This window comes from Streptomyces sp. NPDC001816 (genome assembly GCF_042892235.1).
In the GTDB taxonomy this organism is placed as follows: Bacteria; Actinomycetota; Actinomycetes; order Streptomycetales; family Streptomycetaceae; genus Streptomyces.
Window position 1 is genome coordinate 397,915 of the sequence record NZ_JBIATY010000002.1, and the last position, 23,861, is coordinate 421,775.

Sequence of the window (23,861 nt, forward strand, 5' to 3'; positions counted from 1 at the left end):
GAAAAGGCGACAGGAGATGTCCGGCTTTCCCGTGAGAGTGGACGACGATGAGAGTCGTACCGCACGGGAGGTCGGACATGTCAGGGCCGCTGGAAGGCAAGGTAGCGCTGGTCGCCGGGGCGACCCGGGGCGCGGGGCGGGGCATCGCCGTGGAACTCGGCGCGGCCGGCGCCACCGTCTACGTCACCGGACGCAGCACCCGCGCCCACCGCTCCGAGTACGACCGCCCCGAGACCATCGAGGACACCGCCGACCTCGTCTCGGCGGCGGGCGGACACGGCGTCGCCGTCCCCGTCGATCACCTGGACCACTCCGCGGTACGAGCCCTCGTGGACCGTATCGCGGACGAACAGGGCCGCCTGGACCTCCTCGTCAACGACATCTGGGGCGGCGAGAAACTCTTCGAGTGGGACACACCGGTGTGGGAGCACGACCTCGACAACGGGCTCCGGCTGCTCCGGCTCGCCGTCGAAACGCACGCCGTCACCAGCCACTTCGCGCTGCCGCTCCTGCTGCGCCACCCGGGCGGCCTGGTCGTGGAGGTCACCGACGGCACCGCCGAGTACAACCGTGACACCTACCGCGTGAACCTCTTCTACGACCTCGCCAAGACCTCCGTGCTGCGCATGGCCTTCGCGCTCGGCCACGAACTCGGCCCGCGCGGCGCCACCGCCCTCGCGCTGACCCCCGGCTGGCTGCGCTCGGAGATCATGCTCGACGCCTTCGGCGTACGCGAGGACAACTGGCGCGACGCCCTCGACCGCGAACCGCACTTCGCCATCTCCGAGACCCCCCGCTTCGTCGGCCGCGCCGTCGCCGCGCTGGCCGGCGACCCCGAAGCGGCCCGCTTCAACGGGCAGTCCCTCTCCAGCGGCGGCCTCGCCCGGGAGTACGGGTTCACCGACCTCGACGGCAGCCGCCCCGACGCCTGGCGGTACCTGGTCGAGGTGCAGGACCCGGGCAAGCCGGCGGACGTGACCGGATACCGCTGAAACCGAGCCCGCACGTCCGGTCTCAAGCGCTTGGCAGGACAGGGAGTTCTCGTCATGGGCGCCGCCAAACCGCCTGACCCGGCCCCGCGCGGCGACGAAGCGGCGACGAAGCGGCGACGAATTTCACCGTTCCGTCACAGCGTGGCCGGAACTACAACCGTCGGGTCGGGGGGCAGGTCTAGTAGGCCGAGAGCGCGGGAATCGCGAAGGGGAACCACCCGGGGGAGGCCCTGGGAACAAAGGGGAGAAGGGGTAGAGGCCGATATGGGGGACATACGCAGACGAGGTGTGGTCGCGCTGGGTGTCACCGCACTGGTGGCGCCGCTCACGCTCGCCCTCACCGCGGCACCGGCCCAGGCCGCGAGTTGCACCACGCAGGCGGGGCCGTACCAGAAGCAGGTGGAGAAGTTCCTCGGCCGCCCGGTCGACGGAAGGCAGTCCTCCGCCGACTGCAGGGCCATCCAGGCCTTCCAGAACAAGCACGGCATCACGCCCGCCATCGGCTACGCCGGGCCCGTCACCTGGGGCGTGATGGACCTGATGAACAAGCAGAAGGCCGTCGGGAACAACCCGAACAAGGACGGCAAGTGCCCGGTGAACAAGGGCCGTATCGCCTGCGTGAACCTCTCGCTCCAGCTGAGCTGGATCCAGGACGGCAACAAGCTCGTCTACGGGCCCGTGCCGGTGCGCACCGGACGTAACGGGTACGAGACCCGCACCGGCCTGAAGAAGATCTACTGGCGGGACATCGACCACGTCTCGACCATCTACAACGTGCCGATGCCCTACAGCCAGTTCTTCGACGGCGGCCAGGCCTTCCACTCCGTCAACCTCAGCATGTGGAACCCGCCGGGCTCCCACGGCTGCGTCAACATGACCACGACGGACGCCAAGAAGTACTGGTCGCTGCTGAGGACGGGCGACGACGTCTTCGTGTACGGCCGCAAGCCGGGCACCTGAGCCGGCCCAGGCGCCCGGCCACCGGCCGCAGTTGTCCGGCGCGACCCCGAAGTCGGGGATCTCCAGCCGGACCCCGCCCTGCCGCGCGGACTCGTGCGCGACGATGCCCGGCAGGGTGTAGCGGGCGGCCACCCACGCGTTCACCGACGGCAGGGTGCGGGTGTCGACCGCGGTGACGAAGTCGTCCACCAGGAAGTGGTGGCTGCCCTCGTGCCCGATGTGCAGCTGGTCGAACTCCCGCGGCAGCCGGGCCCGGTCGTGCACCGGCGCCGACCCGGAGGTGAAGGCGGCCCGCAGCTCCGGCGCGATGTGCGGGCGAGCCCATGGCCTCCCGGGTGATCGACTAGGCCGCCCGGGCCCTGGGCACCCTGGTCGCGCAGATCGCCAACTTCGCGATGCCGCAGAAGATCCTCCTCGCGGGGGAAGGCGTGGGCCTCATGGATGTGGCGGGAGGCACGGTGCGCGAGACCATTGCCGCCCACCGGCACCCGCAGGCCGCTCCGGTCGGCCTGGAGACCAAGATCTCCGACTTCCACGACTGGGCGCGTGGAGCAGCGGTGTTGGCGATCCAGGTCCTCGTGCTCGGCACGGACCGGGCGTGAACTCCCGCAGCCACTTGACATATTGACGTGACGAGTAACACGGTCCGAAATGTCCGTATCACGTGTACTTACTCACAGCGCCTTCACGTCCCCCGGCATATGCTTCACAGCATGTCCACCACTGTTGAAGCCGTCTCCGAGCGATCGGCCGACGAGGTCAACGAGGAGATCAGGGCCCTGTGGCGCCGGTCGGGCGGGACACTGACCACCGAGCAGCGCGCGGAGTACCAGCGCCTCGTGATGGAGTGGGCCGCGGCGGCCCCGCAGCCGCACCAGGCGGCCTGAACCTCTCTCGTCAGCCCCACGTCGCCGAGTAGTACCGCTGGTACGCCTTGCGGTCCTGCTCGGCACGGATGTAGCGGGTCGCGACCAGCGCGATCAGACTCCCCGCGATGATCAGCAGCCCGGGACCGACGTTCCGGGTGTCCGTGAGCTGTGCGAGCAGCGTCTCGTTCTGTGCGGTGCCCGTGACCGGCGCCGAGGAACCGGGCGAGGCCGCGCTCGGCGCGACCGCGCCCTGGCCGGCCGGGGCGGACTGTGCGGGGGAGGGCGCCGCGCCCTGGGCGCCGCCCGCGCTCTGCGCCGACACGAGGAGCTTGACGTTCAGCGCCGCCAGCGCCTTGGTGATCGGCTGGAAGAACGTCGTCCCGCCCGTCTTGCAGTCTCCGTTGCCGCCCGAGGTGACGCCCAGCGCGACGCCCTCGGAGAACAGCGGGCCGCCGCTGTCGCCCGGTTCGGCGCACACGTTGGTCTCGACGAGTCCGGTGACCGTGCCCTCGGGATAGTTCACGGTCGAGTTCAGCCCGGTCACCTGGCCGTCGTGCAGCCCGCTGGTGCTGCCGCTGCGGAACACCCGCTGCCCGACCGTCGGATCGGCCGCACCGGTGATCCGCACGCCCTTGCCGCCGCCGATCGCGACCACGTCGGCACCGTCGCCGGCCTTGCCGGAGTTGTACTGGACGAGCGAGAAGTCGTTGCCGGGGAAGTTGCTGCTGACGGTCTTGCCCAGCTGCTGGTTGCCCTGGTTGTCGGCGAACCAGATCGATCCGGCGGGCCCGCAGTGGCCGGCCGTGAGGATGAAGTCGCTCTGCCCGTTGCTCACGTTGAAGCCCGCCGAGCAGCGGCCGCCCGTCGACAGGATCGGCTGCGCCCCGTTCAACCGCGTGGTGAACGTGCCGTTCGTGCGCTCCATGTGCACGAAAGCGCCGATCCGCGCGGCGACCTGGGACATCCGGGACCAGTCGGCGGCCGACACCGTACGGTCGGCCTGCACCACGATCCGGTTGGTCCGGTAGTCCATCGACCAGGCGGTGCCCGCCACACGGGGCGCCGAACGCAGCGTGGCCGTGGCCGACTTCAGCTCGTTCATGCTGTGCGACACGACCTTCGCCTGGGCCCCCGCACGGCGCACCGTCTGCGCCGCCTGCGCGTCGGTCACCGCGACGACGGGCCGCCCGTCGGCGCCGATCCAGCTGCCCGCCGTCCGCGCTGTGCCGAGCTTCGCCACCAGCGCGGCGCCCCTGTCACCGGCCGTCCCGGCCGAACTGAGCGTTCTGGCGGACGCCGGCGGAGTCTCGCTCGCCATGGCCGCCTGGGCGACCATCGCACCTCCCAGGAGGAGTCCGCCGACCGCCGCCAGGCGTGTCACTCGCCGGACGACCCGTCGTCGTGCGTGCCTCATGCATGGCTCCCGAACCCGAACGCGCGATGCCCCTACCGGCACCGCGGGGCCCTCCGGTCGTCGAGCGCCCGACCTTGAGTACGTGGCCCGGCCCGGTGGCGTTCACCGGCGGCGGTGATCTTCTCGGCCCGAACCCGCCGCCGGCTCACGCTCGGCGCCGTCAGGCCTTGCGCGCCACCCCGCCGAACATGGCGACCTCCTCCGGCTCGGCGCCGTCGCCGTCCTCCGGGCGCCAGCGCGAGCAGGACACCACGCCCGGCTCCAGCAGTTCGAGACCGTCGAAGAAGCGGGTGACGTCCTCGGGCGTGCGCTGGGTCAGCTTCGGAGTGCCGTGCTCGTTCCAGAACTTGACCGCCTCGTCCACGTCCGGCATCGACGGGCTGGTGATGGTGTGCGACAGCACCAGATGGCTGCCCGACGGCAGCCGGTCCGTCAACTGCCGCACCAGACCGTACGGGTCCTCGTCGTCGCCGATGAAGATGACCACGCCGAGCAGCATCAGCGCGACCGGCTGGCTGAAGTCCAGTGTCTTCGAGGCGTGTTCGAGGATCGCGTCGACGTTGCGCAGATCCTCGTCCAGATAGTCGGTCCGACCCTCGGGCGTGCTGGTGAGCAGGGCGCGGGCGTGCGCGAGGACGAGCGGGTCGTTGTCGACGTACACGATCCGGGCGTCCGGCGCGATGCGCTGGGCGACCTCGTGCGTGTTGTCGGCGGTGGGCAGCCCGGTGCCGATGTCCAGGAACTGGCGGATGCCCAGCTCGCCGGCCAGGTGGCGTACCGCGCGGCCCAGGAACAGCCGGTCGGCGCGCGCGTACTCCCCGATGCCCGGGTGGAGCTGGCGGATCTGGTCGCCGGCCGCGCGGTCGACCTCGTAGTTGTCCTTGCCGCCGAGCCAGTAGTTCCAGATCCGGGCCGTGTGCGGCTGGCTGGTGTTGATACGGGCGCGCAGCGACACGGCCACGTCGTTGGTGGCTGCCGGGTTGTCGGTCACGTGGGTTCAGCTCCTGGATGCCTGAAGAGAGGTGCGCCATTCAAGACGCAATCTAGACGCCCGAGTTGATCTGTGCCGCACGTCCCGGGCTTTCCGTCTCCGGACCGGGCCGGGACCGGCTACCGGGTTCCGACGAAGAAGCGTCACGCTCGCGTGGAAGCGGCCCTTGGCCGCCCATGCCCGCCCGGCTTGCCCCGTTTCCGATCACGCCACGGCCGCCTATCTTGAGCCCCATGACCAGCATCCCGCACGACACACCCGGCGAACCCGACCCGCTGCGCATCCTCGGCCTGGAGCAGCTGCGACGTCGTACGAGCATGAAGTGGCGCGCCTACCCCGAGGACGTGCTGCCCCTGTGGGTGGCCGAGATGGACGTACCCCTCGCCGAGCCGGTCGTCCGCGCCGTCACCGACGCGCTCACCCTCGGGGACACCGGCTACCCCGCGGGCTCCGCCTACGCCGAAGCGCTGGCCGGGTTCGCCGCCAAGCGCTGGAACTGGCACGGGATCGCCGTGGAGCACACCGCGATCGTTCCGGACGTGATGCTCGGTGTGGTCGAGATGCTCAAACTGGTCACCGAACCTGGGGATCCGGTGATCGTGAACGCGCCCGTGTATCCGCCGTTCTACCAGTTCGTGAGCCACATGGACCGCCGCGTGGTCGAGGCCAGGCTCGGCGCCGATCTGCGGATCGACCTCGATCTGCTGGCGGCGACGTTCCGGGCGGCGACCGCGGGCGGCGGCCGCGCCGCGTTCCTGCTGTGCAGCCCGCACAACCCCACCGGCACCGTGCACACCGCCGCCGAACTGGCCGCCGTGGCCGACCTCGCCGAACGGTACGGCGTCCGTGTCGTCGCGGACGAGATCCACGCCCCGCTCGTCGCCCCCGGTGTCACCTACGCGCCGTACCTGAGCGTGCCCGGCGCCGAGCGCGGCCTGTCGCTGATGTCGGCGTCCAAGGGCTGGAACCTGGCCGGGCTCAAGGCCGCGCTGGCCGTCGCCGGACCCGGCGCCGCCGCCGATCTCGCCCGGCTGCCCGAGGAGGTCAGCCACGGCCCCAGCCACCTCGGCGTCATCGCCCACACCGCCGCCCTGAACGAAGGCACCGAATGGCTGGACGCCCTGCTGGCCGGCCTCGACAACAACCGGCGCCTGCTCACCGACCTGCTCGCCGAGCACCTGCCCGCGGTCCGCGCGTGTCCCGCCGAGGCCACCTACCTGGCCTGGCTCGACTGCCGTGCCCTCGGCCTCGGCGACGACCCCGCCGAGGTGTTCCTCGACCGCGGCCGGGTCGCCCTCAGCCCCGGCGTGCTCTTCGGCACCGGCGGCGCCGGGCACGTGCGTCTGAACCTGGCGACCTCTCCGGAGATCCTCACGGAGGGGGTACGGCGGATGGCGGCGGCCCTGGCCTGAACAATGGGCGCGCGGCCTCCTACACTGCCGGAATGGACGACACGCGGCTGGACCGGCTCGGTTCCGGCAAGTACCTGCTGGTCACCAGCTACCGCAAGGACGGCACCCCCGTCGCGACCCCGGTGTGGGTGATCCGGGACGGGGACGCCCTGGGCGCGTGGACGGCCGCTGACAGCTGGAAGGTCAAGCGCATCCGCCGGCGCGCCGACGTCCTCGTCGGCCCCTGCGACCTGCGCGGCAATCCCACCGGCGACCAGGTCCCGGCCACCGCCGAGATCGCCGACGCGGCCACCACCGCCCGCTACCGCGCCCTCATCGCCCGCAAGTACGGCATCGTCGGACGGCTCACCCTGCTGGGCAGCCGGCTGCGGCGCGGGCTGGAGGGCACGGTCGGGATCCGGGTGACGCTGAAGCCCTGAGGAGGCTGCTGCTTCCCCAGGGCTTCAGGCGGCTACGACGAGGGCTTCAGGCTTCAGGCGGCTACGACGCGTCGAGCACCGTGCCCTTCAACTCCAGCCCGTTGGGCTGCGGTTTGCCCGTCTGCTCGTCGATCTGCTGGAACCGCACCGACTCCGCGGACTCCCGCACCCGGTCCTTGACCGTGGGAATGGTGATGTCCGCACTGGTCCTGCCCGCCGGGATGTCCACCCACAGGTAGAGGCCGCCGGACAGCTTGGACAGCGGCCGCTCCGGGTCCGGCGAGGCACCGGTGGTGTCCCGCAGCCAGCGCGCGGACACGTCCTTGGTGGACAGCTCGGTCCCGTCGGGCGCCACCGCGAGGAAGAACGCGCTCATGCCCACGTCGACGGCCTCGGACAGCGAGACCCGCCACTTCAGGGCCTGCCCCTCGGTCACCTTGTCGGCGACGGGGGTGACGGTCATCTTGGGCGCCGGGTCGTCGTCGTGCACGGTGATCCCGCCATGGTACGAGCCGACGACCGCGCCGCGGACCGCCTTGACGCCGATGTCGTACGACACGTCCTGGCCGTAGCGCGTGTTGCCCTTCACCTCGACCGGCACGTCGATGTCGTGACCGCCGGGACGCACGGTGACCAGGCGGTTCGTGACCTTGCCGGTGTCCGGGTCGAAGACGTACACCCGGACCTGTCCGCTGCCCTGCCCCGACACCTCGACCGGGACCTGGTAGGTGCGGGTGCCGGAGTCGCCCTCGTCCACGGTCGTGCGACCGACGTCCACGCGCGGCAGACCGGCCGCCTTCACCGCCGGCAGACCGGGCCGCCAGCCCCACGCGTCCATCAGCCAGGCCCGGCCTGAGCCCGAACGCGGGGTCAGTTCAAGGGACTTGACGTTGTGCAGGTCGAGCCGGGCGCGGGCGGCCGCCGTCAGCGGCACCCGGATCTCCCGCGCCCAGTAGGACGCGGTGCTCGCGCTGCCCGGCAGCCCGTCGACCTTCACCTTGCCGAGGACCGCCTTGTGGCCGGAGTCGTCCGTGACGGACACGTCCAGGCGCGTGCCCCGGGAGTTCGGCGGCACGAACAGCCGCAGCGCGAGCGCCTTGTCACCGGCCATCGAGACCGGGTCCTTCGCCGCGACCCGTGCCGGGGTGCCCGCGTGGGTCCAGTGCAGCGCGATCGCGTGCCGGCCGGGCTCGCGGTCGGTCTCCCACCGGGCGAAGTGCGGCGAGATCCCCTCGTCACCATGGCCCAGGCAGGCCTTGGCCGGGGCGGAGTCCACCGCCGCGCACAGCTTGGCGCCCGTCACGGACACCCCGCCGTCCGGCAGGAATCCGGCGTCACGGCGGCCGCCCACCGCATGGCTGAGCACGCGCGCCGGGTCCGCGGACGGCGCCCGCCTGCCGGAACCGTCCAGCAGCGGCCGCACCTTGTCGTCACCGGCGAGGAACAGCCGCGCGGCGGCCGCGATGTAGGTCGAACCGGCCCGGTGCTGCTGGTCGGCGGTCAGCCGGGTCGCGGCACGCTTGGCGCACACCGGGTCGGGGTGCTGCGGATCGTCCGAGAAGTCGTCCTGGGCGGGCGCGGTGGCCTGCCCCGGCGTCCACTCGGAGTTGAAGAAGTTGTGGTTGGCGCCGATGACGTACACCGCGCTGTGCAGTGCGGCACCGCGGCTCACCCCACGCGTGCCGTCGACGTACATCTCGCCCTGGAGGTCGGAGACGTCACCGTCGCAGCCCGGCAGGATCGACACGGACGGCACGTCGGGCACCGGGTTCTGGCCGAAGACGGTGGGGCCGATGAGGACCAGACCGCGGATCGTCCAGCGCACCGGCCCGTGGTAGCCGTCCTGGGCGGCGGGCGGCGGGTACAGGCTGTCCATCGCGGCCCGGTCGACGCCCTCGCCGCCGCGCGAGTGCCCGACCAGCAGGACACGGGACAGGTCGGCGCGGGGCGCGTCCTGCACGATCTGCGGGGCGGTCTCGGGGTGCGCGGCCCAGTCGGCCCACTGGGCCAGGTGCAGCCGCACCAGGGACGAACGCGCCTGCGCGCCGCCGTCCTCGGCGTTCCAGTCCTGGCCGTTGATGCCGTTCGCGGAGATCGACACGGTCACATAGCCCTGGGAGGCCAGCAGCTTCTGGTCGCGCAGGTAACCGCGGTGGCTCGGCACCGCCTTCGTCCCGGCCGGGCAGGGCCAGTCGCCGGTGATGTCGTGACCCTTGTAGCACGTGAAGTGGCGGCCGTGCAGGAACAGCGCGAGCGGGCGCGGGCCACGGGCGCCGGTGGGGGCGACGACCACGGCGCGCATCTCCACCGGGGCGGAGAAGCCCGGCAGCCGGACCGACTTGAGGTGGTACTCACCGGACTTGGTGCGGTACGAACCGGGCTTGCCCGGGTCCACGGAGTTGGCCGGCAGCGGTGCCGGCGGCCGGACCGCGGATCCGGTCGGGACGGCACCCGGGCCGTCCAGCCGCCGTCCGCCGGACCAGACTTGCAGCCCGTGCAGCTCGCCGGCGTGCTGCCCGTCGAGCGGCAGCCGGAAGGTGCGTCCGTCCCTGGCCGGCTGCGGAATCCCCAACAGGCGTCCGCCCGAACGGAATTCGACGCGCGCGTCCCCCATGGGCACCGGCCGGTCCGAGCGCCACACCAGCTGCTGCGACGCCGACCGGCCGCCGGTGATCCCCCACCCTGGCGGCAGCTTCCCGTCGGCCGCCGCGGTCAACGCCGCCGACTGTGATGATGGTTGACCCTGTGCGACTGCCGCCCCTGGGGATGCGCCCGCCACCGCGAGCAACGCGGCGGCGGTGATCCATATGCGCCGGGCACGGACCACAGTTCCTCCTCTGACCCCGTCCTCGGGCGTCCCGGCGGTCCCGGGCGCCCCTCGTCCCGGGAGGACGGGAAGGAGACACTGTGGGTTGCCTGTGAAGGGCAAGTGTCGGATCACATCGTGCGGCCGCCGGTCCGGCGCACGGCAACGGTGGGGTCAGCGGTGGGGGCGAACGGCAACATCCTCCCGCCGCACGTGACTTGGGAGCGGCGCAGCTACTCGGCCGCGGGCGGCACCGGGGTGGCCTGGTGGTAGTACATCCGCCAGCCCGACCGCCCGTCCCGCCGGCGCCACAGCGAACTGCGGCGCGCGTGACGCCCGTCGAGCACGGTCTCGTACGTCAGATGCACCAGCCCCGGAGCCAGTAGAACCCCGTTCATCTCCGAGGGCTCGTAACGGGGACCCTCGTCCGCGCTGCCCGCCATGTCCGGCAGCGCGGCCAGGATGTCCTGCAGGGTCCACCGCCTGCCCGAGGCACCGACCTCGACGAACTCCGGGTCGAGCCACTGCCGGGTCAGGTCCCGCGACGAGCGCACCCGGGGGTCCAGGAGCGCCAGCTCACCCTCGATCGCCGCGCTCACCTGCTCCGATTCCGATTCGGAGGCCGGTTTCGATGCCGATGCCATGTTCATGGGGGCATCTTCGCGCAGGTCGCGGGAGCGCGGCCGAGGCGGCCTCAGGTCCAGGCGCGGTATGGCTCGTCGACCAGCTGGAAGACCGGCTCGCCCCGGACCGGGTCCTTGGCCGTGGACAGCCGTACCCGGTCCCCGCTGTGGATGCCGACGGGCGGGCCCATGACCCGGCCGCGTACGACGAACCCCTCGGCCATCTCGATCAGCGACACGTTGCGCGCCGCGGGAGTGTTGCGGTGCACCACGGTGGAGTGGCGCACCGTCCCGGCGCCCTCGCTGCGCTCCGTGCGCAGCTCGCTGCCCTGGCACACCGGACAGAGCAGCCGGTGGTACATCGCGGTGCCGCACCAGGTGCAGCGCTGGAAGACGATGGCGTCCCTGGAGTCCGCGGGAGCGGGGTCGAGGACACCCGCTCCCGCGGAGCCTGTCGCCGGATGCGAGGCGCTCGCTGAGTGGTGGTACACGCTGGTCAACTCCCTGCCCTCGGCCGGAATCCCGCGCGCCCGGAGTGAACCGCGCGCGTGTGTGCCCGGTTGCCGTGCCACCGTGCACGCCGACAGAGTATGGCACTCAGTGTCACTCGTAAAGGCACTCCGTACCCCAAATCTGCGGAGGCTTTGTGAGTGCGAGGTCCCGGCGTGTGCGGGTCAGGCGCGGCCGACGGCCGACTCGAATTCCTGCACCACCCGCCACAGCGGTGCGTCCCGGCGCGTGACGAGGACGACCACGTCGTCGGGGTGCTCGATGGGGAGGTGCGCTGCATCCGGGTGCGCGCCTTCGGGGTGCGTGACATCCGAGTGCGTGATGTCGGGGTGCTCGCCGGCCGGGGTGGGGCGTGGATGTGCCGAGGGGGCGAAGGCGGCCTGGACGTATCCCAGGGCATGGTCCACCGCCGTGCCCGCGTCGCCCTTGCCGTCCGAACGCAGCCAGGAGCGCAGGGCGTTGTTGTGCGCGGCGACGACGCCGGCGGCGATCACGTCGGCGTGCAGTGTCCCGTCGTGCTGCCCGGCGAACCGCCCGCGCAGATACTCGGCGAGCGCGCGCTCGTAGCGCCAGACCACGGACAGCTCGTAGGCGCGCAGTCCGGGCACCTTCTTGGTGAGCCGGTAGCGCTGCACGGAGAAGGTGGGGTTCTCCGCGTACATCCGCAGCACCAGCCGGGCCGCGTCACATGCCCGCCGGACCGGCTCGTCCGCGTCGTCGCTCGCGGCGAGGAATGCTGTCATGTCAGCCAGGCAGCGCTCGTGGTCGGGGAAGACCACGTCCTCCTTGGAGGGGAAGTAGCGGAAGAACGAGCGGCGGCCGACCCCGGCCAGCGCCACGATGTCGTCCACGGTGGTCTGTTCGTACCCGCGTTCCAGGAAGAGCTGGAAGGCCGCCGCGACCAGGGCGTCCCGCATCGGCGGCTTCGCGGTCGGCGCCGCGCTGCTGGAACTCATGAACGGGAACGTAGCACCCGGCCCGGTTTCGTGACACTCAGTGCAGCAGAAGGGGCGTGCTGGGGGAACTGAGTGCTCTGAGTCGGTCACGTTGCGGCGCGACGTGGAGACCCCGGCGACGCAGGGCCGGGTACAGCGGCTGCACGGGGCGGTGGTCTGGCCGGGCGACACCGCCGCCACCCGCGAGCCCCGTCCGGAGCCCGCCGAAGGCGCCGTGGTCGGAATGATCGTGCCGACCACGAGCTGCCTCTTCGCCGACATCGTGCGCGGTGCCCGCAAGGCCGTCGGCGCCCAGGGCGGACGGCTGGTCCTCGGCGTCTCCGGCTATGTCGACACCGAGGACTCCGTACAAGGCGGAAGACCTGGTCGCGGGCGGTGCCCAGGGGCTGGTGGTGGCGCCCAGCTGGTTCGGTGGCGGGCCCGAGGGCGGGCAGGAGGACTGGGTCATGGAGTGCGAGGTGTCCACCGTCCTGGTGGGGCGCGCCGCCCTGCCCGGCAACCCCGCGGCCGGCCTCGACCGGGTCCGCACCGACCGCGCCCACGGCGCCGCCCTGGCCGTCGGTCACTTCGCCGCCCTCGGCCATCGCCGGATGCCGAACGTGCTGTTGACCCCGCACATAGCCGGCTCTCTCGGCAACGAGCTGGGCCGCATGGCCGCCTGGGCCACCGACGAGGTGGTGCGTTACGCCCAGGGCCTTCCGTTCGCTTATTGAGTGGGGCCGGACGAGCTGTCCCGGTCCGCCTGATCGACCGTAAGGAGCGCCATGCCCGTCGCCGCACGCCGCGTCCTCGTCGTCGGCATCGACGGCGTACGTCTCGACGTACTGCACCGCCAGCCCACCCCGCACCTCGACGCCCTCGCCGCCGAGGGATTCCTCACGCCCGTCGAGGTCGCGGACGACACGCCCACCATGTCCGGACCCTGCTGGGCGACGGTCGTCACCGGAGTGAGCCCCGCCAAACACGGCGTGTGGAGCGACGACCTCGGCGGCCACCGCCTCGACGTCTTCCCCGACTTCGCCACCCGGCTCGACCACCACGACGGCCGGCGCACCTTCGTCGCCGCAGGCTGGCGGCCCCTGCTGCAGCCGCGCGACGGCGGGCCCCTGTTCCGGGCGGCCTCCCGGACGGTGTTCATCGCTCCGGAAGCCGACACCCCCGAGGCCTGGGAGGAGTGCGACGAGCGGATCACCGAGGCCGCCGCGCAGATCCTCGCCGAGGAGGACGTCGAGGCGTCGTTCGTCCATCTCGGCGCGCCCGACGAGACCGCGCACGTCCTCGGCTGCGGGGCGGCCTACGAGGCGTCCGTCCGCCGCGCCGACGCCCGCGTGGGCCGGCTGCTCGCGGCCGTCCGTGCCCGCCGCACGTACGCCGACGAGGAGTGGACGTACCTGGTGGTCACCGACCACGGGCACGTCGACGCGGGCGGCCACGGCGGCCGCTCCGCCGAGGAGCGCACGGCCTGGCTGGCGGCGGCCGGCCCCGGTATCGGCCAGGCTCCCCCGCGGGTGGGGCACGCCGATGTCGCCGCACAGGTCTTCGCCGCCCTGGGCCGGCACCCCGACCGGCACTGGACCCTGGACGGTCACCCCTTCGCGGCCGAGCCGCACGCCGTACTCCTCGACATGGACGGCACGCTCGTCGACACCGAGTCGCTGTGGCTGCGCACGGTCCGGGAGCGGGTGCCCGGGATCGGCATCGACGACCTCTTCGACGCCCTCGGCCGGTCCACCGCGGACACCGCCCAGCACCTGCACCGGCTCACCGGCGCCGACCCGCGGGACCTCGCGGAGCACCTCGACGCACGGTTCCTGGAGACGGTCCAGCAGGAGGCCACCCCGCTCCCGGGCGCCCTCGAACTCCTCGACACCATCGCGGAGTTGGACCTTCCCATGGCGCTGGTCTCGGCGTCCGCGCGGCCCGTCGTGGACGCCGCGCTCAAGGTGCTGGGCGCCGACAGGTTCCGTACGAGCCTCGCCGAGGGCGAGACGCCCCGCACCAAACCGGCAGCCGACCCCTACCTCGCCGCCGCCCGGGCCCTCGGCGTGGACCCCGCCGCCTGTCTCGCGGTCGAGGACTCGCCCACCGGGGTCACAGCGGCCGAGGCGGCCGGCTGCAGGGTGCTCGCCGTCCCGTCGTACACGCCGATCGGGAAGGCGCCCCGGCGCACGGTGCGCCGGAGCCTTGCGGGGATCGACCGTAAGGAGCTGTGGGCGGCGGGGCTGTGAAGCCGCCCGCCGTCAGGCCAGGGTGACCTCCACCGGGAGCTTCTTGATGCCGTTGACGAAGTTCGAGCGCACCCGCGGGACGTCTCCGGTCAGGCGGATGTCCGCGAGACGCGGGATCAGTTCCTCGAACATGATCCGGATCTCGGTGCGGGCGAGCAGGTTGGTACGGATCCGGCGCGGCATCCTGCTCGAAGAAGCCACCGGTGCGGAGAAGGCGGACGCCTCCTGCTGCCACCACCAGCGCGTGGACTGCCCGGGCCAGGGCCTGACCGTCACGGCCACCGCCGCCGACGGCACCGTCGAGAGGCTCGAACTCCCGGATGCGTAGGGCTGGTTCACCGCCGTGCAGTGGCACCCCGAGGACACGGCGCACGAAGACCCCGCCCAGCAGGGCCTGTTCGACGCCCTGGTGAGCGCCGCCCGGACCCGGCTCTGACCACCGGACAGTTCCCGGGGCGCCGCCCACTGCGCCGGGGCGCCGGCTCGGCCCCGCCGAGCAGCTCCCGGCGGCGCTCCTCGCCGTGCTCCTCGACCTGAAGGACGACCCGCCGCAGCCCCTCAGCGAGGCTGCGGCACTCGGCGTCGCTCAGATCCGCGGTGACGAACGCCTCCACCTCGTTGGCGCCCCACGCCGACGCGAGCCGTTCGGCTTCGGCGATGGATCGCTGGCCGGGCACGGGCGCTTCTCGGGTCGCTGAGCGGGACACCCACGGCCGGGTCCCGGCCACGGGAGATCGTTCGGCCTCAAATTGTACGGAGAACCGGGCCGGGGACGGGAGCGGCCACCTCTGGACGTAACCTTTCTGCACCCCAGCTGTCCGAGGAGATCCGCATGTCCGCCGCACGTCCCCGCGTCCTCTACGTCACCGACCTGGCGTACCCGGCCAGCGGGCGCCGCTACGGCGACGAGGACGTCTTCCTGACCTCGCGGCTGCGTGAGCGCTTCGACCTCGCCCTGTGCCATCCGCTGGACGCGGCCGCGCTGATGGACGCCTACGACGTGGTCGTCGTCCGCAACAGCGGGCCCGTCCTCGGCTATCAGAAGGAGTACGACGCCTTCCGCGCGCGTGCGCTGGACAGCGGGGCGCTGGTGTACAACCCGCTCAGCGGCAAGGCGGACATGGCCGGCAAGCAGTACCTGCTCGACCTGAGCGCCGCCGGTTTCCCGGTCATCCCCACCGTCGACCGCGCCGAGGACCTGCACAGGCTGCCGGTGGCCGAGCGCTACGTCGTCAAGCCCAAGATCGGCGCCGACTCCCTCGGCCTGCGGATCCTGCCCGCCGACGGCCTCGCCGGCCTCGCCGACGGCACCGTCCTCGTCCAGCCGTGCGTCGACTTCGCCTACGAGGTGTCCTTCTACTTCGTCGACGACGACTTCCAGTACGCCCTCCACGCACCCGACCCGGCGCGCCGCTGGGAACTGCGACCGTACGCCGCCACCGCCGCCGACCTGGAGTTCGCCCGCCACTTCATCGACTGGAACGGCCTTGGCCACGGCATCCAGCGCGTCGACGCCTGCCGCACGCCGGACGGCGAGCTGCTGCTGGTCGAGCTGGAGGACCTCAACCCCTACCTGTCCTTGGACGCGCTCCCGGAGGAGGCCCGGGACGCCTTCGTCACCGCGCTGACAGCGTCCCTGAGCCGGTTCGTCCAGGGAGCCCTCACCCCAGCCTGACGGTGATCCGCTGCGTCGCGCCCGCCGTCGCGGTCAGATCCCCGAAGGCCAGAGTCAGCGCGGAGCCGGTCGTCGCCGAGGCGACCGTGGCCGGCGCGGACGCCACCGCCGCGACCGGCCGCCGCCAGGTCAGGGCACTCGCTCAAACGCTCAATGCTTCTTGCCGAGTTGAGCGTTTCGAGCGTATGAGGGGAGAGGGGTGGGGCTGAACGGGTGCGGCGTGTGCGCCGTATCTCAGCACGGGGACCGCGGATCCCGTACGCACGGGACGGAAGGAGAACACGGTGCCGACACCGCCCGACCCTGAACAGCCGCACCCCGGACCGGTTCTCGAACCCGTCCGCGTCGTGCGACTGCGCCGCTTCGACGCCCTTGCGGAGCTGATGCGCGAGATGCTCCCGGAGCGGGAGACGTTCGAGACCTTCGAGTCCTTCGGCACGGCACCCCCACCCGGTGCCGGCACGCCCCGGACCTCCGCCACCGAGGACGACACCCAGGAACTGCCCCACTTCCCGGCCGCCTCGCAGCCCCGGCCGAACGGCACCGGGCGCTCGGCCCCGGGGCTCCGCCGTGCCGCCGTCGCCGTGGCGGTCGGAGCGGCCGCGGTGGTCGGCTTCGGCTGCGCCCTCCTGCTCCCCACGCGGCAGGAGGCAGACGCGAGCCCACAGCCGTCCCACACCACCACGACCACACCGACGACCACCGCTCCGGCCGCGCCCGCCACCACCCCGGCCGCCGACCCCGACGGCGCGGGCACCCTCCGGCAGGGCGACACCGGCCCCGAGGTCGCCGAGCTGCAGCAGCGCCTGCTGCGGGTGCCCGACGTCTACCGGGACGGCTCGACCGACGGCACCTACGACGCCGTCCTCACGGAGGCCGTGGCCCGCTTCCAGCTCTGGTACGGCATCAGTGGCGACGAGACCGGCGTCTACGGCAACGACACGCGCCGCGCACTGGAATCCCGGATGAGCCTCGACGGCAGTGGCTGAGCTGCCGGGCTCGAACACCGGGCAAGGCCTCGGAAAAACATCGTGGACGACCGGCCGGCAGGCCCCACCATGGGCTCACCCTGCGGCCTGCCGCCGGGCGCACCTCGCACCACGACCGAAGGCCATGCCGATGACCGGCTCCCGCATCCCGGGCCTGCTCCTGCCCGCCGTCTTCCTGCTGGCCCTGGCCGTAGGCGTCCTCTGGTACTGGCGACACCGCAACGACGACTGACGACACGGTGACGAGCGGCGACAGAGTGAGGACCGACGACGGCCGGCGACGTGCTTCAGCGGGGCATGCCGCGGGCTGCCAGCGCCTCGCTGACCGCGCGAACACTGCGCGCGATGTGCTGCAGCTGAAGCACCTCGGCCGCGTACAGCTTGATCGTGTGCTCGATGACCGACTCGGGCAGACCGAGGACGGGCAGCTCGGCCCGCGCGGTCTGCAGGGCCGTCCGGGCCACCCGGATCTCCTGCTGGACCTGGATCTGCGCGTGCCGGGCGAGCAGGACGGGGTGCCGGATCAGCGCCGGGTAGCTGGCGTAGCGCGCCGGGACCAGCTCGCGCAGCCACTTGGCCGCCGAGCGCTCCCAGTCGTAGCTGCCGGGCATCTTGACCTGGCAGGGCCAGTCGGGGCTGAGGCGCGTGGTGGTGGTCACTGACATGAGCATCGCTTCCGGTGTGCGGCGTCGTGAGGGTGGTCCGACGGTTTGGGGCGGCCCCGGCCTAGGGGATGACCGGGGCCGCCACGGGCGCATCGCCTGGGCGGTGCACCACCGAACACCCTGATCGCCGACGTGGGTAGGGGACGGCGGCAGAGGGTGTCCGTGCGGGGGCCCCGGGCGCGGAGGACCTGCGCGGCTGGAGTGCTTGCGTGCGCATGGGCGGTCCGTCGGCTTTCTCGGGGCGGTTGTGCGAGCGGTGAGTCCCGCGGGTATGGAACGAGCCCGGAGTCGACCGGGCGAGATCCGTGAGCAGTATTTATATATACCGACGGGTTTGCAAGACGTATGAAAACATTCATGCGGGATATGCGTTGAATGATCCCCTGACGGCGAAAGATCCCCGTGCGGGGTGCGGGCGACAGGAAGAACTGCGGGAAGGGTCTCCCGCGGGCGGAAGGTTCAGTCCTTCAGGAAGAACTGCTGCTGGTCGGCGACCTGTTCGTACTTCTCCAGGCGGGCCTGCGTGCGCTCCGGATCGGCGTCGGTCATGGCCTGCAGCAGGGCCGCGGCCATCACTCCGGGCGCCGCGTAGGAGTCGAAGACCAGGCGGGAGCCGGTCCCGGTGGCGAAGGTGACGTCGGCCTCGTCGGCCAGCGGACCGAGCGCCAGGTCGGTGATCAGGGCAACCTTCAGGCCCGCCTCGCGCGCGACCCGCAGCGCGGTGAGCGTCTCCTGCGCGTGCCGGGGCATGGCGAACGCCAGCACCCAGGTGCCGCCGGCCTCGCGCGACTGCAGCAGTGCGTCGTAGGCCACGCTGCCGCCGCGCGTCACCAGCCGTACGTCGGGGTGGATGCGGCGGGCGGCATAGCCGAAGTACTCGGCCAGCGACACGGAGATGCGCAGCCCCAGCACGGTCAGCGGGGTGGAGCGGGACAGCGCGCGGCCGACCTGGATCACCCGGTCCGGGTCGGCGAAGTCGCGCCGCATGTTCTCCAGGTTCTGGATCTCGGCGTCGACGGCCGCCTGCAACTCGTTGGCGCGGTCCACCTCGCCGGGCCCGCCCGCCAGCGTGCTCAGCGCGATCGACTGGAGCTTCTCCCGCAGCGCCGGGTAGCCGCTGAAGCCGACGGCGGCCGCGAAGCGGGTCACGGAGGGCTGGCTGACGCCCACCCGGTCCGCCAGTTCGGTGATCGACAGGAACGCCGCCTCGGTGATGTGCTCGATCAGGTACTGGGCGACGCGGCGCTGGCCCGGGGACAGCCGGGGGCCGTCGAAGAGTTCCCTGAGCTGGGAGGTCGGTGCGGCCCCGGCCTCCGGCGCGGTCTTGCCCGAGGTGATCGCTGATGCCTGGGCGCGTGCCTGCTGCGGCGAGGGCGCCGACCCTTCTTCTTTGTCTCCCACGACCACTCAACATAGCTCACCGACCGTCATGACCAGGGGCTGTAACGGGCAGGCAGGCTCACCGCCGGTACAAGGTGATCGAATGACCCACTTGATCGATGGGACGGCTTGACTCGATCAATTCGGCCAGTCGACCACGCGCCTTGGCCGCCGCGGAGTCCGACACGACGAGCAGTCCGTGTACCCGGCCGGACGGCACCGTGCGCGGATCGGTGGCACGGATGCCGTAGTACGACGGCACGCCGCTGCCCTTGTAGACCAGCCACACCCGCTCGCCCGGGTACCGCTGCCGAAGCCGGTCGGCGAGCCGGCCGAGGTCCTGGCCCCAGTCCACATTGGAGTCGTGCAGCAGCCGGTGGGTGTTGGCCGGCCCGCCGAACGCCTCGTTCGCGTACGGCAGGTAGTACGGGAACGTGCGCAGCGAACTCACCGCCACCCCCAGCACCAGCAGCCCCGTCAGCACACCCGACCAGCGCCATCGCAGCGCGCGCACGCACGCGCCCGCCACCGCGAGGAACACCGGCACGAACAGCGCGTACCGGGTCCCGAAGTCCCGCGAGCCCGTCATCGCCGCCGCCAGCAGCACCGCGGGCGGCAGCAGCAGATACGGCGCGGCGGGCCGCAGGCGGCGCACCGTCAGTAGGGCCACGGCACCGGCCGCGCCCAGCGCGAGCAGCCCGAGCGGTGTCTTCACCAGCAGGGCGGCGGGCAGGTAGTACCAGAGCGAGCCCGTGTACAGGTGCCCGAACAGGTAGCCCTGCCAGGGGTAGTCCTCCAGGCCGAACTGCACCCGCATCCCGGCCCGGTACGCCTCCGGCAGCGGCAACAGGTCCGTCACGCGCCCGCGCAGCCCGTGCACGGCCGGCACCGCCTCGGCGGGCGTGAACCGAAGCCGGGGATCGACCGCCAGATACGTGGCCCACACGACGGCGACCGCCACCAGCACCACGACCGCCGCCCCCGCGAGCCCCAGGAGCACCTTCCGGCGCCGCTCGGCACCACGCCGGGCGGCCCACACCGACACCACCGCGAGCAGCATCACCACGGGGATCGCGGGCAGCGCGCTCATCTTCGTAGCCACCGCCGCCCCGAGGGCCGCCCCGGAGAGCGGCAGGTACAACCGGAGCCGTTCCCGGGCCCGCCACACCAGCCAGGCGGACGTCAGCGCGAACCCGGCCGCCGGAAGGTCCAGCGTGGCCAGCGAGCCGTGCGCGATCACGTCCGGCGAGAAGGCGTACAGGGCGAGCGCCGCCAGCCCGCCCGCCGCGCCCGTCAGCTCCTGTGCGAACGCGAACACCACCAGACCGAACAGCAGGGTCAGCGCGATCACCGGCAGCCGTGCCCACAGCATCAGCCGCCACGGATCGTTGCCCGACTCGTACAGCAGATGCCGGCCCACCTCGCCCTGGGTGCCGGTGTACGACGGGTCGTAGTGCGGGTCGGCCACCGCCACCCCGGCCGCGATCAGCAGCTTGCCGAGCGGCGGGTGTTCGGGGTTGTAGCGCACCCGGTGCTCATGCACATAGTCGGTGGCCGTGGCCACGTACACGGGTTCGTCGATGGTGGGCGTCTGCCGGACGGCCGTGGTGACCATCGCGGCGGCCGTCTGGGCCAGCAACAGCGCCACCAGGAGCGGCACCAGCCACCGCCGCCGGCGGCGCAGCCCGGCGTGCAGACGGTCCCGGGCCGTACTCCGCCGGGGGCTGTCGTCCGCGGGGGCCTCGGCCACGAGGACCTGGGCCGTGTGCTGTGCGCGCGCCATCATCCGCCCCACGGTGGCACCGGCCGTGCGGTGGCGGGAGCGGGAGCGGGCCGGATCATGGCTCCACTGTCGCACCGCTCCCGCCACCGGGGTGTCACCGCTTCACGAGTCGTACCGACAGACCTTCTGCCGTGTACACGGGTACGGCCCGCAGAGCGTCGGAGTTCACCTCCACGCGGTCGAACTGCCCGCGCAGCCGGGGCACGTCGAGGACCGGCAGCGTGCTGCCCGCCGCCGGCGGCCGCGCGTTGTCCAGCCGCAGCGACAGCACGGCCGAACGGCCCAGTACCGCGAGGTGCTTCACGGTCAGCGGCGCCTTGCGGCCCGCGCGCAGGGTGACCTCCAGCGTTCCGGAGTCCTGGGCGTACCCGCCGCGGACCCGCAGCCGCTCGTCGATCCGCAGGGTGCCGCCCGAGACCCGCACGTCCCCGTGGCCGAGGGCGTCCTCGGAACCGGCCGTCAGCGCACCGGACTCCAGCACCGTCCCGCCCGTGTACCGGTTGCGGCCGCTCAGCGTCAGCGTGCCGGTGCCCCGCTTGGTCAGGCCGGCGCACCCGTCGATGTCGTTGCGCCAGCTGTCGGCCGCCGAGAAGCCGCCGGCGGCGGCGTCCAGGGTGACGGTGATGTCGGAGTCGAAGGCGCCGTAGCCGTCGGCGGCGGCGAACAGGTTCAGCCGCCCCCACTGCTCGACGCCGTCGAGCAGCACGTACCCGGCGGGCAGCCCGGTGGTGCGCAGCACCTCGCGGCGCTGGTCCGCGTCCAGGTACGGCAGCCGGGTCTCCAGCAGCACCTCGGCGCCCTTCGGCACGGTCAGCGGCGCGCTGTGGCCCTGCCGGGTCAGCACGTACGTCAGCCGGGGCCGGACCGAGCGGGCGTTGGCGTCCCGGTCGCCGTACGGGTCGGTGTCCGGGTGCGCGTAGGCGTACAGGGTGTCGGCGGTGGTGCCGGTCTGCGCGGTGAAGTAGGCGAGGGCCTGGGCGCGGGCGGCGGCCTTCAGCCCGGCGTTGGCCGGGTCGGCGAGGGTGGCCGCGGCCAGCGCGGTGGCCATGACGCGGCCGCCGATGACGTCGACGGTGTTGTGCATGCCCGCCACGATCCGGGTGTGGCTCAGCTCGAACGCGCGCGTCACCAGCTCCTGGAAACGCTCGGGCACCGCGTACGCGTAGGCGAGCGCGGCCAGGTGGAAGGCGTTGGTGTGGCCGCTCGGGAAGCCGCCGTCGTCGGTCGGGGACGTGCCGCGCTGGCGCAGCAACTGCGGGGCGACCACCACGTCGGACTCGTACACCGGGTAGCAGAGCGCGTCCTTCGCGCCGGTGTCGACGACCTCGCTGTCCTCGTTCATGCGCCACGGACGCGGGTACTGGTAGGCGTACTTGGCCGGGTTGCCGGAGGCGTACGGGCCGCGCACGGTGTCGACCAGTTCGGCGACCTTGCCGAGCGCGGAGTCGTGGGCGCCCGCGCCGAGCGCCGAGCCGGCCGGGGCGTTCGCGGGTACGGCGTCGCTGACGGTGGTCGCCGGGGTGCCGTCGGGCGCGCTGGTGATGGACGTGACCGCCTTGGCGCCCGCCTTGTACAGGTCGGCCAGCGGGCCGAGGCCGGCGATCATCGCGTAGCTCTGGTGCTGGCGGTCGTAGACGAACGCCTCCTTCGCCTGCGCGTCGGTGCGCTCGGAGGTGATCCGGGCGCAGTAGAGCATGTTGGCGTGCAGCACCTCGGGGCGCAGCGGGGTGCCGGAGTTCCAGGCCGAGCCGGTCTTCCACACCTGGGCGAAACCGCCGAGGATCCGGACCACCGCGTTGGTCTCGGAGGTGAGGTTGGCGAGGACGTTGGTCCGGTAGTCGTCCACGAACGCGGCGGGGGCCGTCGCGGCCTTGGCGTCGGCGGCGGACAGCCACGCGGCGAAGGTCGGGGCGGCGAGCACACCCGCCGACGCGCCCAGCGAGGTCTTGAGGAAGCCGCGTCGGCCCAGGGCGCTTCCACGGGCCGGCGAGGAGGAGTGGAGCCCGGCGGGTGACGGCATGCGTGTGCCTCTCTTGAGTTCTTCGGCCGGACGGCGGCCGGGGAGTGGCCCACGGGACCGTCCGGCGCGCGCGGCCGGGACGCCCGGCCGCGATGTGCCGGATTGTGCGATCCCGTGGGAAAGAAGTTGAACGAGTGAATATCTAGGGCGGGGTCGTGTCCCGTCGGGGAGTCCCCGGCGACGAGGGCATGTGCGGCAGGTGAACGCGGGGCGCGCCGCTCACAGGATCGAACGCGCCAGCGCCACCGCCCCGTTGACGGGCGGCACCCGCAGCGGATGCGGCCGTGCTCCGGGCAGGGCGTCGGCGAGCGCGGCGGTGAAGGCGTCGTACAGGAGCGGCTGGGCGAGGACGGTGCTGCCCGCGACCACCACGTCGTCCACGGCGAGGCCGCGGTCGGCGAGCCGGACGACGAGCGCGGCGAGGGAGCGGCCCCCGGCGGCTATCACCTCGTGGGCGCGCCGGGAACCCGCCTCGGCGGCCGAGAAGAGGACCGGGGCGTGCCGGCCCCACTCGGCGGAGACGTCCGTTGCGCTCTCCAACGCCGCGCCGAGCGCGGGCACTTCGGGCACGGCGAACGCGGCGAGCAGCGCGGCGGCCAGCGCGTCGGGTGCCTCGCCGCGGTCGTGGGCGGCCCAGCAGGCCCGCGCGGCCTCCCGGACCAGCCCGGCCGCGCCGCCCTCGTCGCCGAGGACCGCGCCCCAGCCGCCGACCTGCACCGGCGTGCCGTCGGCCGCGTGGCCGAGCGCGACCGAGCCGGTGCCCGCGACCAGACCGACCCCCTTGTCCAGCCCGGCGGCCGGGACGAGGAGTTCGGCGTCGCCGACGATCAGCGCGGGTGCGTCCAGGACGTCGCCCAGGGCGGCCCGGATCGCGGCGCACTGGCGCGGGGTCTCGCAGGCGTGCCCGCCGACGGCGAGCGCGGCCGGACGGAGACCGGCCGGCAGGGCGTCGTCGAGCAGCGCGGCCAGCCAGGCCGCGGCGGCGGCCGGGGCATGCGGCCGCCAGCCGCTGCTGGAACGGACACGGTCGGCGACCAGCTCGCTCCCGGCCAGAGCCCGGAGACGGGTCTTGGTGCCGCCCACGTCGATCCCGACCACGAGGGGATACGGAACGTCCTGCACGGATCCTCTTTCGTCGTCCGCAGGGAGCTGCGCTGCAGGAGCCGTGC

20 protein-coding genes and 5 pseudogenes are annotated in these 23,861 nt (G+C 72.6%); 11 read left to right on the forward strand and 14 right to left on the reverse strand.

All coding sequences use genetic code 11. The features are described from left to right. Positions 1–77 precede the first annotated feature (77 nt). Together ACFYZZ_RS07520 and ACFYZZ_RS07525 are read left to right on the forward strand one after the other, a co-directional pair. The gene (locus ACFYZZ_RS07520) at positions 78–992 is read left to right on the forward strand and encodes an SDR family oxidoreductase (protein ID WP_389172647.1); all 915 of its coding nucleotides are present in this window, start codon (positions 78–80) and stop codon (positions 990–992) included. Positions 993–1,256: 264 nt separating this feature from the next. Continuing rightward, positions 1,257–1,952: a L,D-transpeptidase family protein gene (locus ACFYZZ_RS07525; protein ID WP_389172649.1), complete on the forward strand. Its 696-nt coding sequence runs from the start codon at positions 1,257–1,259 to the stop codon at positions 1,950–1,952. 36 nt (positions 1,953–1,988) lie between these two features. Here ACFYZZ_RS07525 and ACFYZZ_RS07530 read toward each other — a convergent pair. Next, a pseudogene (locus tag ACFYZZ_RS07530) lies at positions 1,989–2,303 on the reverse strand (gfo/Idh/MocA family oxidoreductase); the annotation flags it as partial. Positions 2,304–2,347: 44 nt separating this feature from the next. On the opposite strand from ACFYZZ_RS07530, the gene ACFYZZ_RS07535 reads away from it, so the two are divergent. Both ACFYZZ_RS07535 and ACFYZZ_RS07540 read left to right on the forward strand, forming a co-directional pair. Continuing rightward, entirely contained in the window at positions 2,348–2,554 is a 207-nt protein-coding gene (locus ACFYZZ_RS07535) for a hypothetical protein (protein ID WP_389172650.1), read from the forward strand. A gap of 99 nt (positions 2,555–2,653) precedes the next feature. Beyond that, positions 2,654–2,839: a hypothetical protein gene (locus tag ACFYZZ_RS07540; RefSeq protein WP_101375428.1), complete on the forward strand. Its 186-nt coding sequence runs from the start codon at positions 2,654–2,656 to the stop codon at positions 2,837–2,839. Positions 2,840–2,849: 10 nt separating this feature from the next. Here ACFYZZ_RS07540 and ACFYZZ_RS07545 read toward each other — a convergent pair whose 3' ends face one another. Together ACFYZZ_RS07545 and ACFYZZ_RS07550 are read right to left on the reverse strand one after the other, a co-directional pair. After that, on the reverse strand, positions 2,850–4,235 hold the full coding sequence (locus ACFYZZ_RS07545) for a S1 family peptidase (protein WP_389172652.1): 1,386 nt from the start codon (positions 4,233–4,235) through the stop codon (positions 2,850–2,852). Between the two features lie 160 nt (positions 4,236–4,395). After that, positions 4,396–5,226, reverse strand: a complete 831-nt coding sequence (locus ACFYZZ_RS07550) for an SAM-dependent methyltransferase (RefSeq protein ID WP_389172654.1) — start codon at positions 5,224–5,226, stop codon at positions 4,396–4,398. Between the two features lie 233 nt (positions 5,227–5,459). Here ACFYZZ_RS07550 and ACFYZZ_RS07555 point away from each other — a divergent pair, with 233 nt between their 5' ends. Both ACFYZZ_RS07555 and ACFYZZ_RS07560 read left to right on the forward strand, forming a co-directional pair. After that, positions 5,460–6,638: a MalY/PatB family protein gene (locus ACFYZZ_RS07555; RefSeq protein ID WP_389172656.1), complete on the forward strand. Its 1,179-nt coding sequence runs from the start codon at positions 5,460–5,462 to the stop codon at positions 6,636–6,638. Between the two features lie 32 nt (positions 6,639–6,670). Continuing rightward, entirely contained in the window at positions 6,671–7,057 is a 387-nt protein-coding gene (locus ACFYZZ_RS07560) for a PPOX class F420-dependent oxidoreductase (RefSeq protein ID WP_389172658.1), read from the forward strand. A gap of 61 nt (positions 7,058–7,118) precedes the next feature. Here ACFYZZ_RS07560 and ACFYZZ_RS07565 read toward each other — a convergent pair whose 3' ends face one another. The 4 genes from ACFYZZ_RS07565 to ACFYZZ_RS07580 all read right to left on the reverse strand — a co-directional run bounded on the left by ACFYZZ_RS07565 (position 7,119) and on the right by ACFYZZ_RS07580 (position 11,952). Continuing rightward, positions 7,119–9,884 carry a hypothetical protein gene (locus ACFYZZ_RS07565; RefSeq protein ID WP_389172659.1) on the reverse strand — a complete coding sequence of 922 codons (2,766 nt, stop codon included), beginning with the start codon at positions 9,882–9,884 and terminating at the stop codon, positions 7,119–7,121. Between the two features lie 212 nt (positions 9,885–10,096). After that, positions 10,097–10,513: a DUF4440 domain-containing protein gene (locus ACFYZZ_RS07570; RefSeq protein ID WP_389172661.1), complete on the reverse strand. Its 417-nt coding sequence runs from the start codon at positions 10,511–10,513 to the stop codon at positions 10,097–10,099. Positions 10,514–10,557: 44 nt separating this feature from the next. After that, positions 10,558–10,977 (reverse strand): Zn-ribbon domain-containing OB-fold protein, encoded by a 420-nt coding sequence (locus ACFYZZ_RS07575; RefSeq protein ID WP_386581777.1) that lies wholly within the window; start codon positions 10,975–10,977, stop codon positions 10,558–10,560. A gap of 183 nt (positions 10,978–11,160) precedes the next feature. Continuing rightward, on the reverse strand, positions 11,161–11,952 hold the full coding sequence (locus ACFYZZ_RS07580; protein WP_389172663.1) for a TetR family transcriptional regulator: 792 nt from the start codon (positions 11,950–11,952) through the stop codon (positions 11,161–11,163). A gap of 590 nt (positions 11,953–12,542) precedes the next feature. Here ACFYZZ_RS07580 and ACFYZZ_RS07585 point away from each other — a divergent pair. Beyond that, a pseudogene (locus tag ACFYZZ_RS07585) lies at positions 12,543–12,665 on the forward strand (hydroxyacid dehydrogenase); the annotation flags it as partial. Positions 12,666–12,716: 51 nt separating this feature from the next. After that, the gene (locus ACFYZZ_RS07590; protein ID WP_389172665.1) at positions 12,717–14,180 is read left to right on the forward strand and encodes an HAD-IA family hydrolase; all 1,464 of its coding nucleotides are present in this window, start codon (positions 12,717–12,719) and stop codon (positions 14,178–14,180) included. Between the two features lie 12 nt (positions 14,181–14,192). On the opposite strand, the pseudogene ACFYZZ_RS07595 reads toward ACFYZZ_RS07590, so the two are convergent. Further along, positions 14,193–14,342 (reverse strand): annotated as a pseudogene (locus tag ACFYZZ_RS07595) (cytochrome P450); the annotation flags it as partial. Between the two features lies 1 nt (position 14,343). Between ACFYZZ_RS07595 and ACFYZZ_RS07600 the strand changes: the two are divergent. Then, positions 14,344–14,616, forward strand: a pseudogene (locus ACFYZZ_RS07600) (gamma-glutamyl-gamma-aminobutyrate hydrolase family protein); the annotation flags it as partial. A 16-nt stretch (positions 14,617–14,632) separates the two neighbouring features. Here the strand turns inward: ACFYZZ_RS07600 and ACFYZZ_RS07605 are convergent. Then, a pseudogene (locus tag ACFYZZ_RS07605) lies at positions 14,633–14,800 on the reverse strand (MarR family transcriptional regulator); the annotation flags it as partial. 212 nt (positions 14,801–15,012) lie between these two features. On the opposite strand from ACFYZZ_RS07605, the gene ACFYZZ_RS07610 reads away from it, so the two are divergent. Both ACFYZZ_RS07610 and ACFYZZ_RS07615 read left to right on the forward strand, forming a co-directional pair. After that, the gene (locus ACFYZZ_RS07610; protein WP_389172667.1) at positions 15,013–15,855 is read left to right on the forward strand and encodes a hypothetical protein; all 843 of its coding nucleotides are present in this window, start codon (positions 15,013–15,015) and stop codon (positions 15,853–15,855) included. Between the two features lie 284 nt (positions 15,856–16,139). After that, positions 16,140–16,844, forward strand: a complete 705-nt coding sequence (locus ACFYZZ_RS07615; protein ID WP_389172668.1) for a peptidoglycan-binding protein — start codon at positions 16,140–16,142, stop codon at positions 16,842–16,844. Positions 16,845–17,131: 287 nt separating this feature from the next. Here ACFYZZ_RS07615 and ACFYZZ_RS07620 read toward each other — a convergent pair whose 3' ends face one another. The 5 genes from ACFYZZ_RS07620 to ACFYZZ_RS07640 form a co-directional block, all read right to left on the reverse strand. Next, positions 17,132–17,509: a hypothetical protein gene (locus ACFYZZ_RS07620; RefSeq protein WP_386577489.1), complete on the reverse strand. Its 378-nt coding sequence runs from the start codon at positions 17,507–17,509 to the stop codon at positions 17,132–17,134. Between the two features lie 459 nt (positions 17,510–17,968). Further along, entirely contained in the window at positions 17,969–18,916 is a 948-nt protein-coding gene (locus tag ACFYZZ_RS07625) for a MurR/RpiR family transcriptional regulator (RefSeq protein ID WP_389172670.1), read from the reverse strand. Positions 18,917–18,968: 52 nt separating this feature from the next. Continuing rightward, positions 18,969–20,675: an ArnT family glycosyltransferase gene (locus ACFYZZ_RS07630; RefSeq protein ID WP_389173662.1), complete on the reverse strand. Its 1,707-nt coding sequence runs from the start codon at positions 20,673–20,675 to the stop codon at positions 18,969–18,971. Between the two features lie 91 nt (positions 20,676–20,766). Beyond that, positions 20,767–22,692 carry a phosphatase PAP2 family protein gene (locus ACFYZZ_RS07635; RefSeq protein WP_389172672.1) on the reverse strand — a complete coding sequence of 642 codons (1,926 nt, stop codon included), beginning with the start codon at positions 22,690–22,692 and terminating at the stop codon, positions 20,767–20,769. 219 nt (positions 22,693–22,911) lie between these two features. Continuing rightward, the gene (locus ACFYZZ_RS07640) at positions 22,912–23,814 is read right to left on the reverse strand and encodes an N-acetylglucosamine kinase (protein WP_389172673.1); all 903 of its coding nucleotides are present in this window, start codon (positions 23,812–23,814) and stop codon (positions 22,912–22,914) included. Positions 23,815–23,861 lie beyond the last annotated feature (47 nt).

What these genes read in the sequence shown, in the direction of transcription:
- ACFYZZ_RS07525 (WP_389172649.1), top strand. Translation starts at nt 1,257, where the DNA reads ATGGGGGACATACGCAGACGAGGTGTGGTCGCGCTGGGTGTCACCGCA.
- ACFYZZ_RS07570 (WP_389172661.1), bottom strand. Translation starts at nt 10,513, where the DNA reads ATGAACATGGCATCGGCATCGAAACCGGCCTCCGAATCGGAATCGGAG.
- ACFYZZ_RS07630 (WP_389173662.1), bottom strand. Translation starts at nt 20,675, where the DNA reads ATGATGGCGCGCGCACAGCACACGGCCCAGGTCCTCGTGGCCGAGGCC.
- ACFYZZ_RS07610 (WP_389172667.1), top strand. Translation starts at nt 15,013, where the DNA reads ATGTCCGCCGCACGTCCCCGCGTCCTCTACGTCACCGACCTGGCGTAC.
- ACFYZZ_RS07635 (WP_389172672.1), bottom strand. Translation starts at nt 22,692, where the DNA reads ATGCCGTCACCCGCCGGGCTCCACTCCTCCTCGCCGGCCCGTGGAAGC.
- ACFYZZ_RS07620 (WP_386577489.1), bottom strand. Translation starts at nt 17,509, where the DNA reads ATGTCAGTGACCACCACCACGCGCCTCAGCCCCGACTGGCCCTGCCAG.
- ACFYZZ_RS07535 (WP_389172650.1), top strand. Translation starts at nt 2,348, where the DNA reads ATGCCGCAGAAGATCCTCCTCGCGGGGGAAGGCGTGGGCCTCATGGAT.
- ACFYZZ_RS07580 (WP_389172663.1), bottom strand. Translation starts at nt 11,952, where the DNA reads ATGAGTTCCAGCAGCGCGGCGCCGACCGCGAAGCCGCCGATGCGGGAC.
- ACFYZZ_RS07560 (WP_389172658.1), top strand. Translation starts at nt 6,671, where the DNA reads ATGGACGACACGCGGCTGGACCGGCTCGGTTCCGGCAAGTACCTGCTG.
- ACFYZZ_RS07520 (WP_389172647.1), top strand. Translation starts at nt 78, where the DNA reads ATGTCAGGGCCGCTGGAAGGCAAGGTAGCGCTGGTCGCCGGGGCGACC.
- ACFYZZ_RS07545 (WP_389172652.1), bottom strand. Translation starts at nt 4,235, where the DNA reads ATGAGGCACGCACGACGACGGGTCGTCCGGCGAGTGACACGCCTGGCG.
- ACFYZZ_RS07540 (WP_101375428.1), top strand. Translation starts at nt 2,654, where the DNA reads ATGCTTCACAGCATGTCCACCACTGTTGAAGCCGTCTCCGAGCGATCG.
- ACFYZZ_RS07555 (WP_389172656.1), top strand. Translation starts at nt 5,460, where the DNA reads ATGACCAGCATCCCGCACGACACACCCGGCGAACCCGACCCGCTGCGC.
- ACFYZZ_RS07590 (WP_389172665.1), top strand. Translation starts at nt 12,717, where the DNA reads ATGCCCGTCGCCGCACGCCGCGTCCTCGTCGTCGGCATCGACGGCGTA.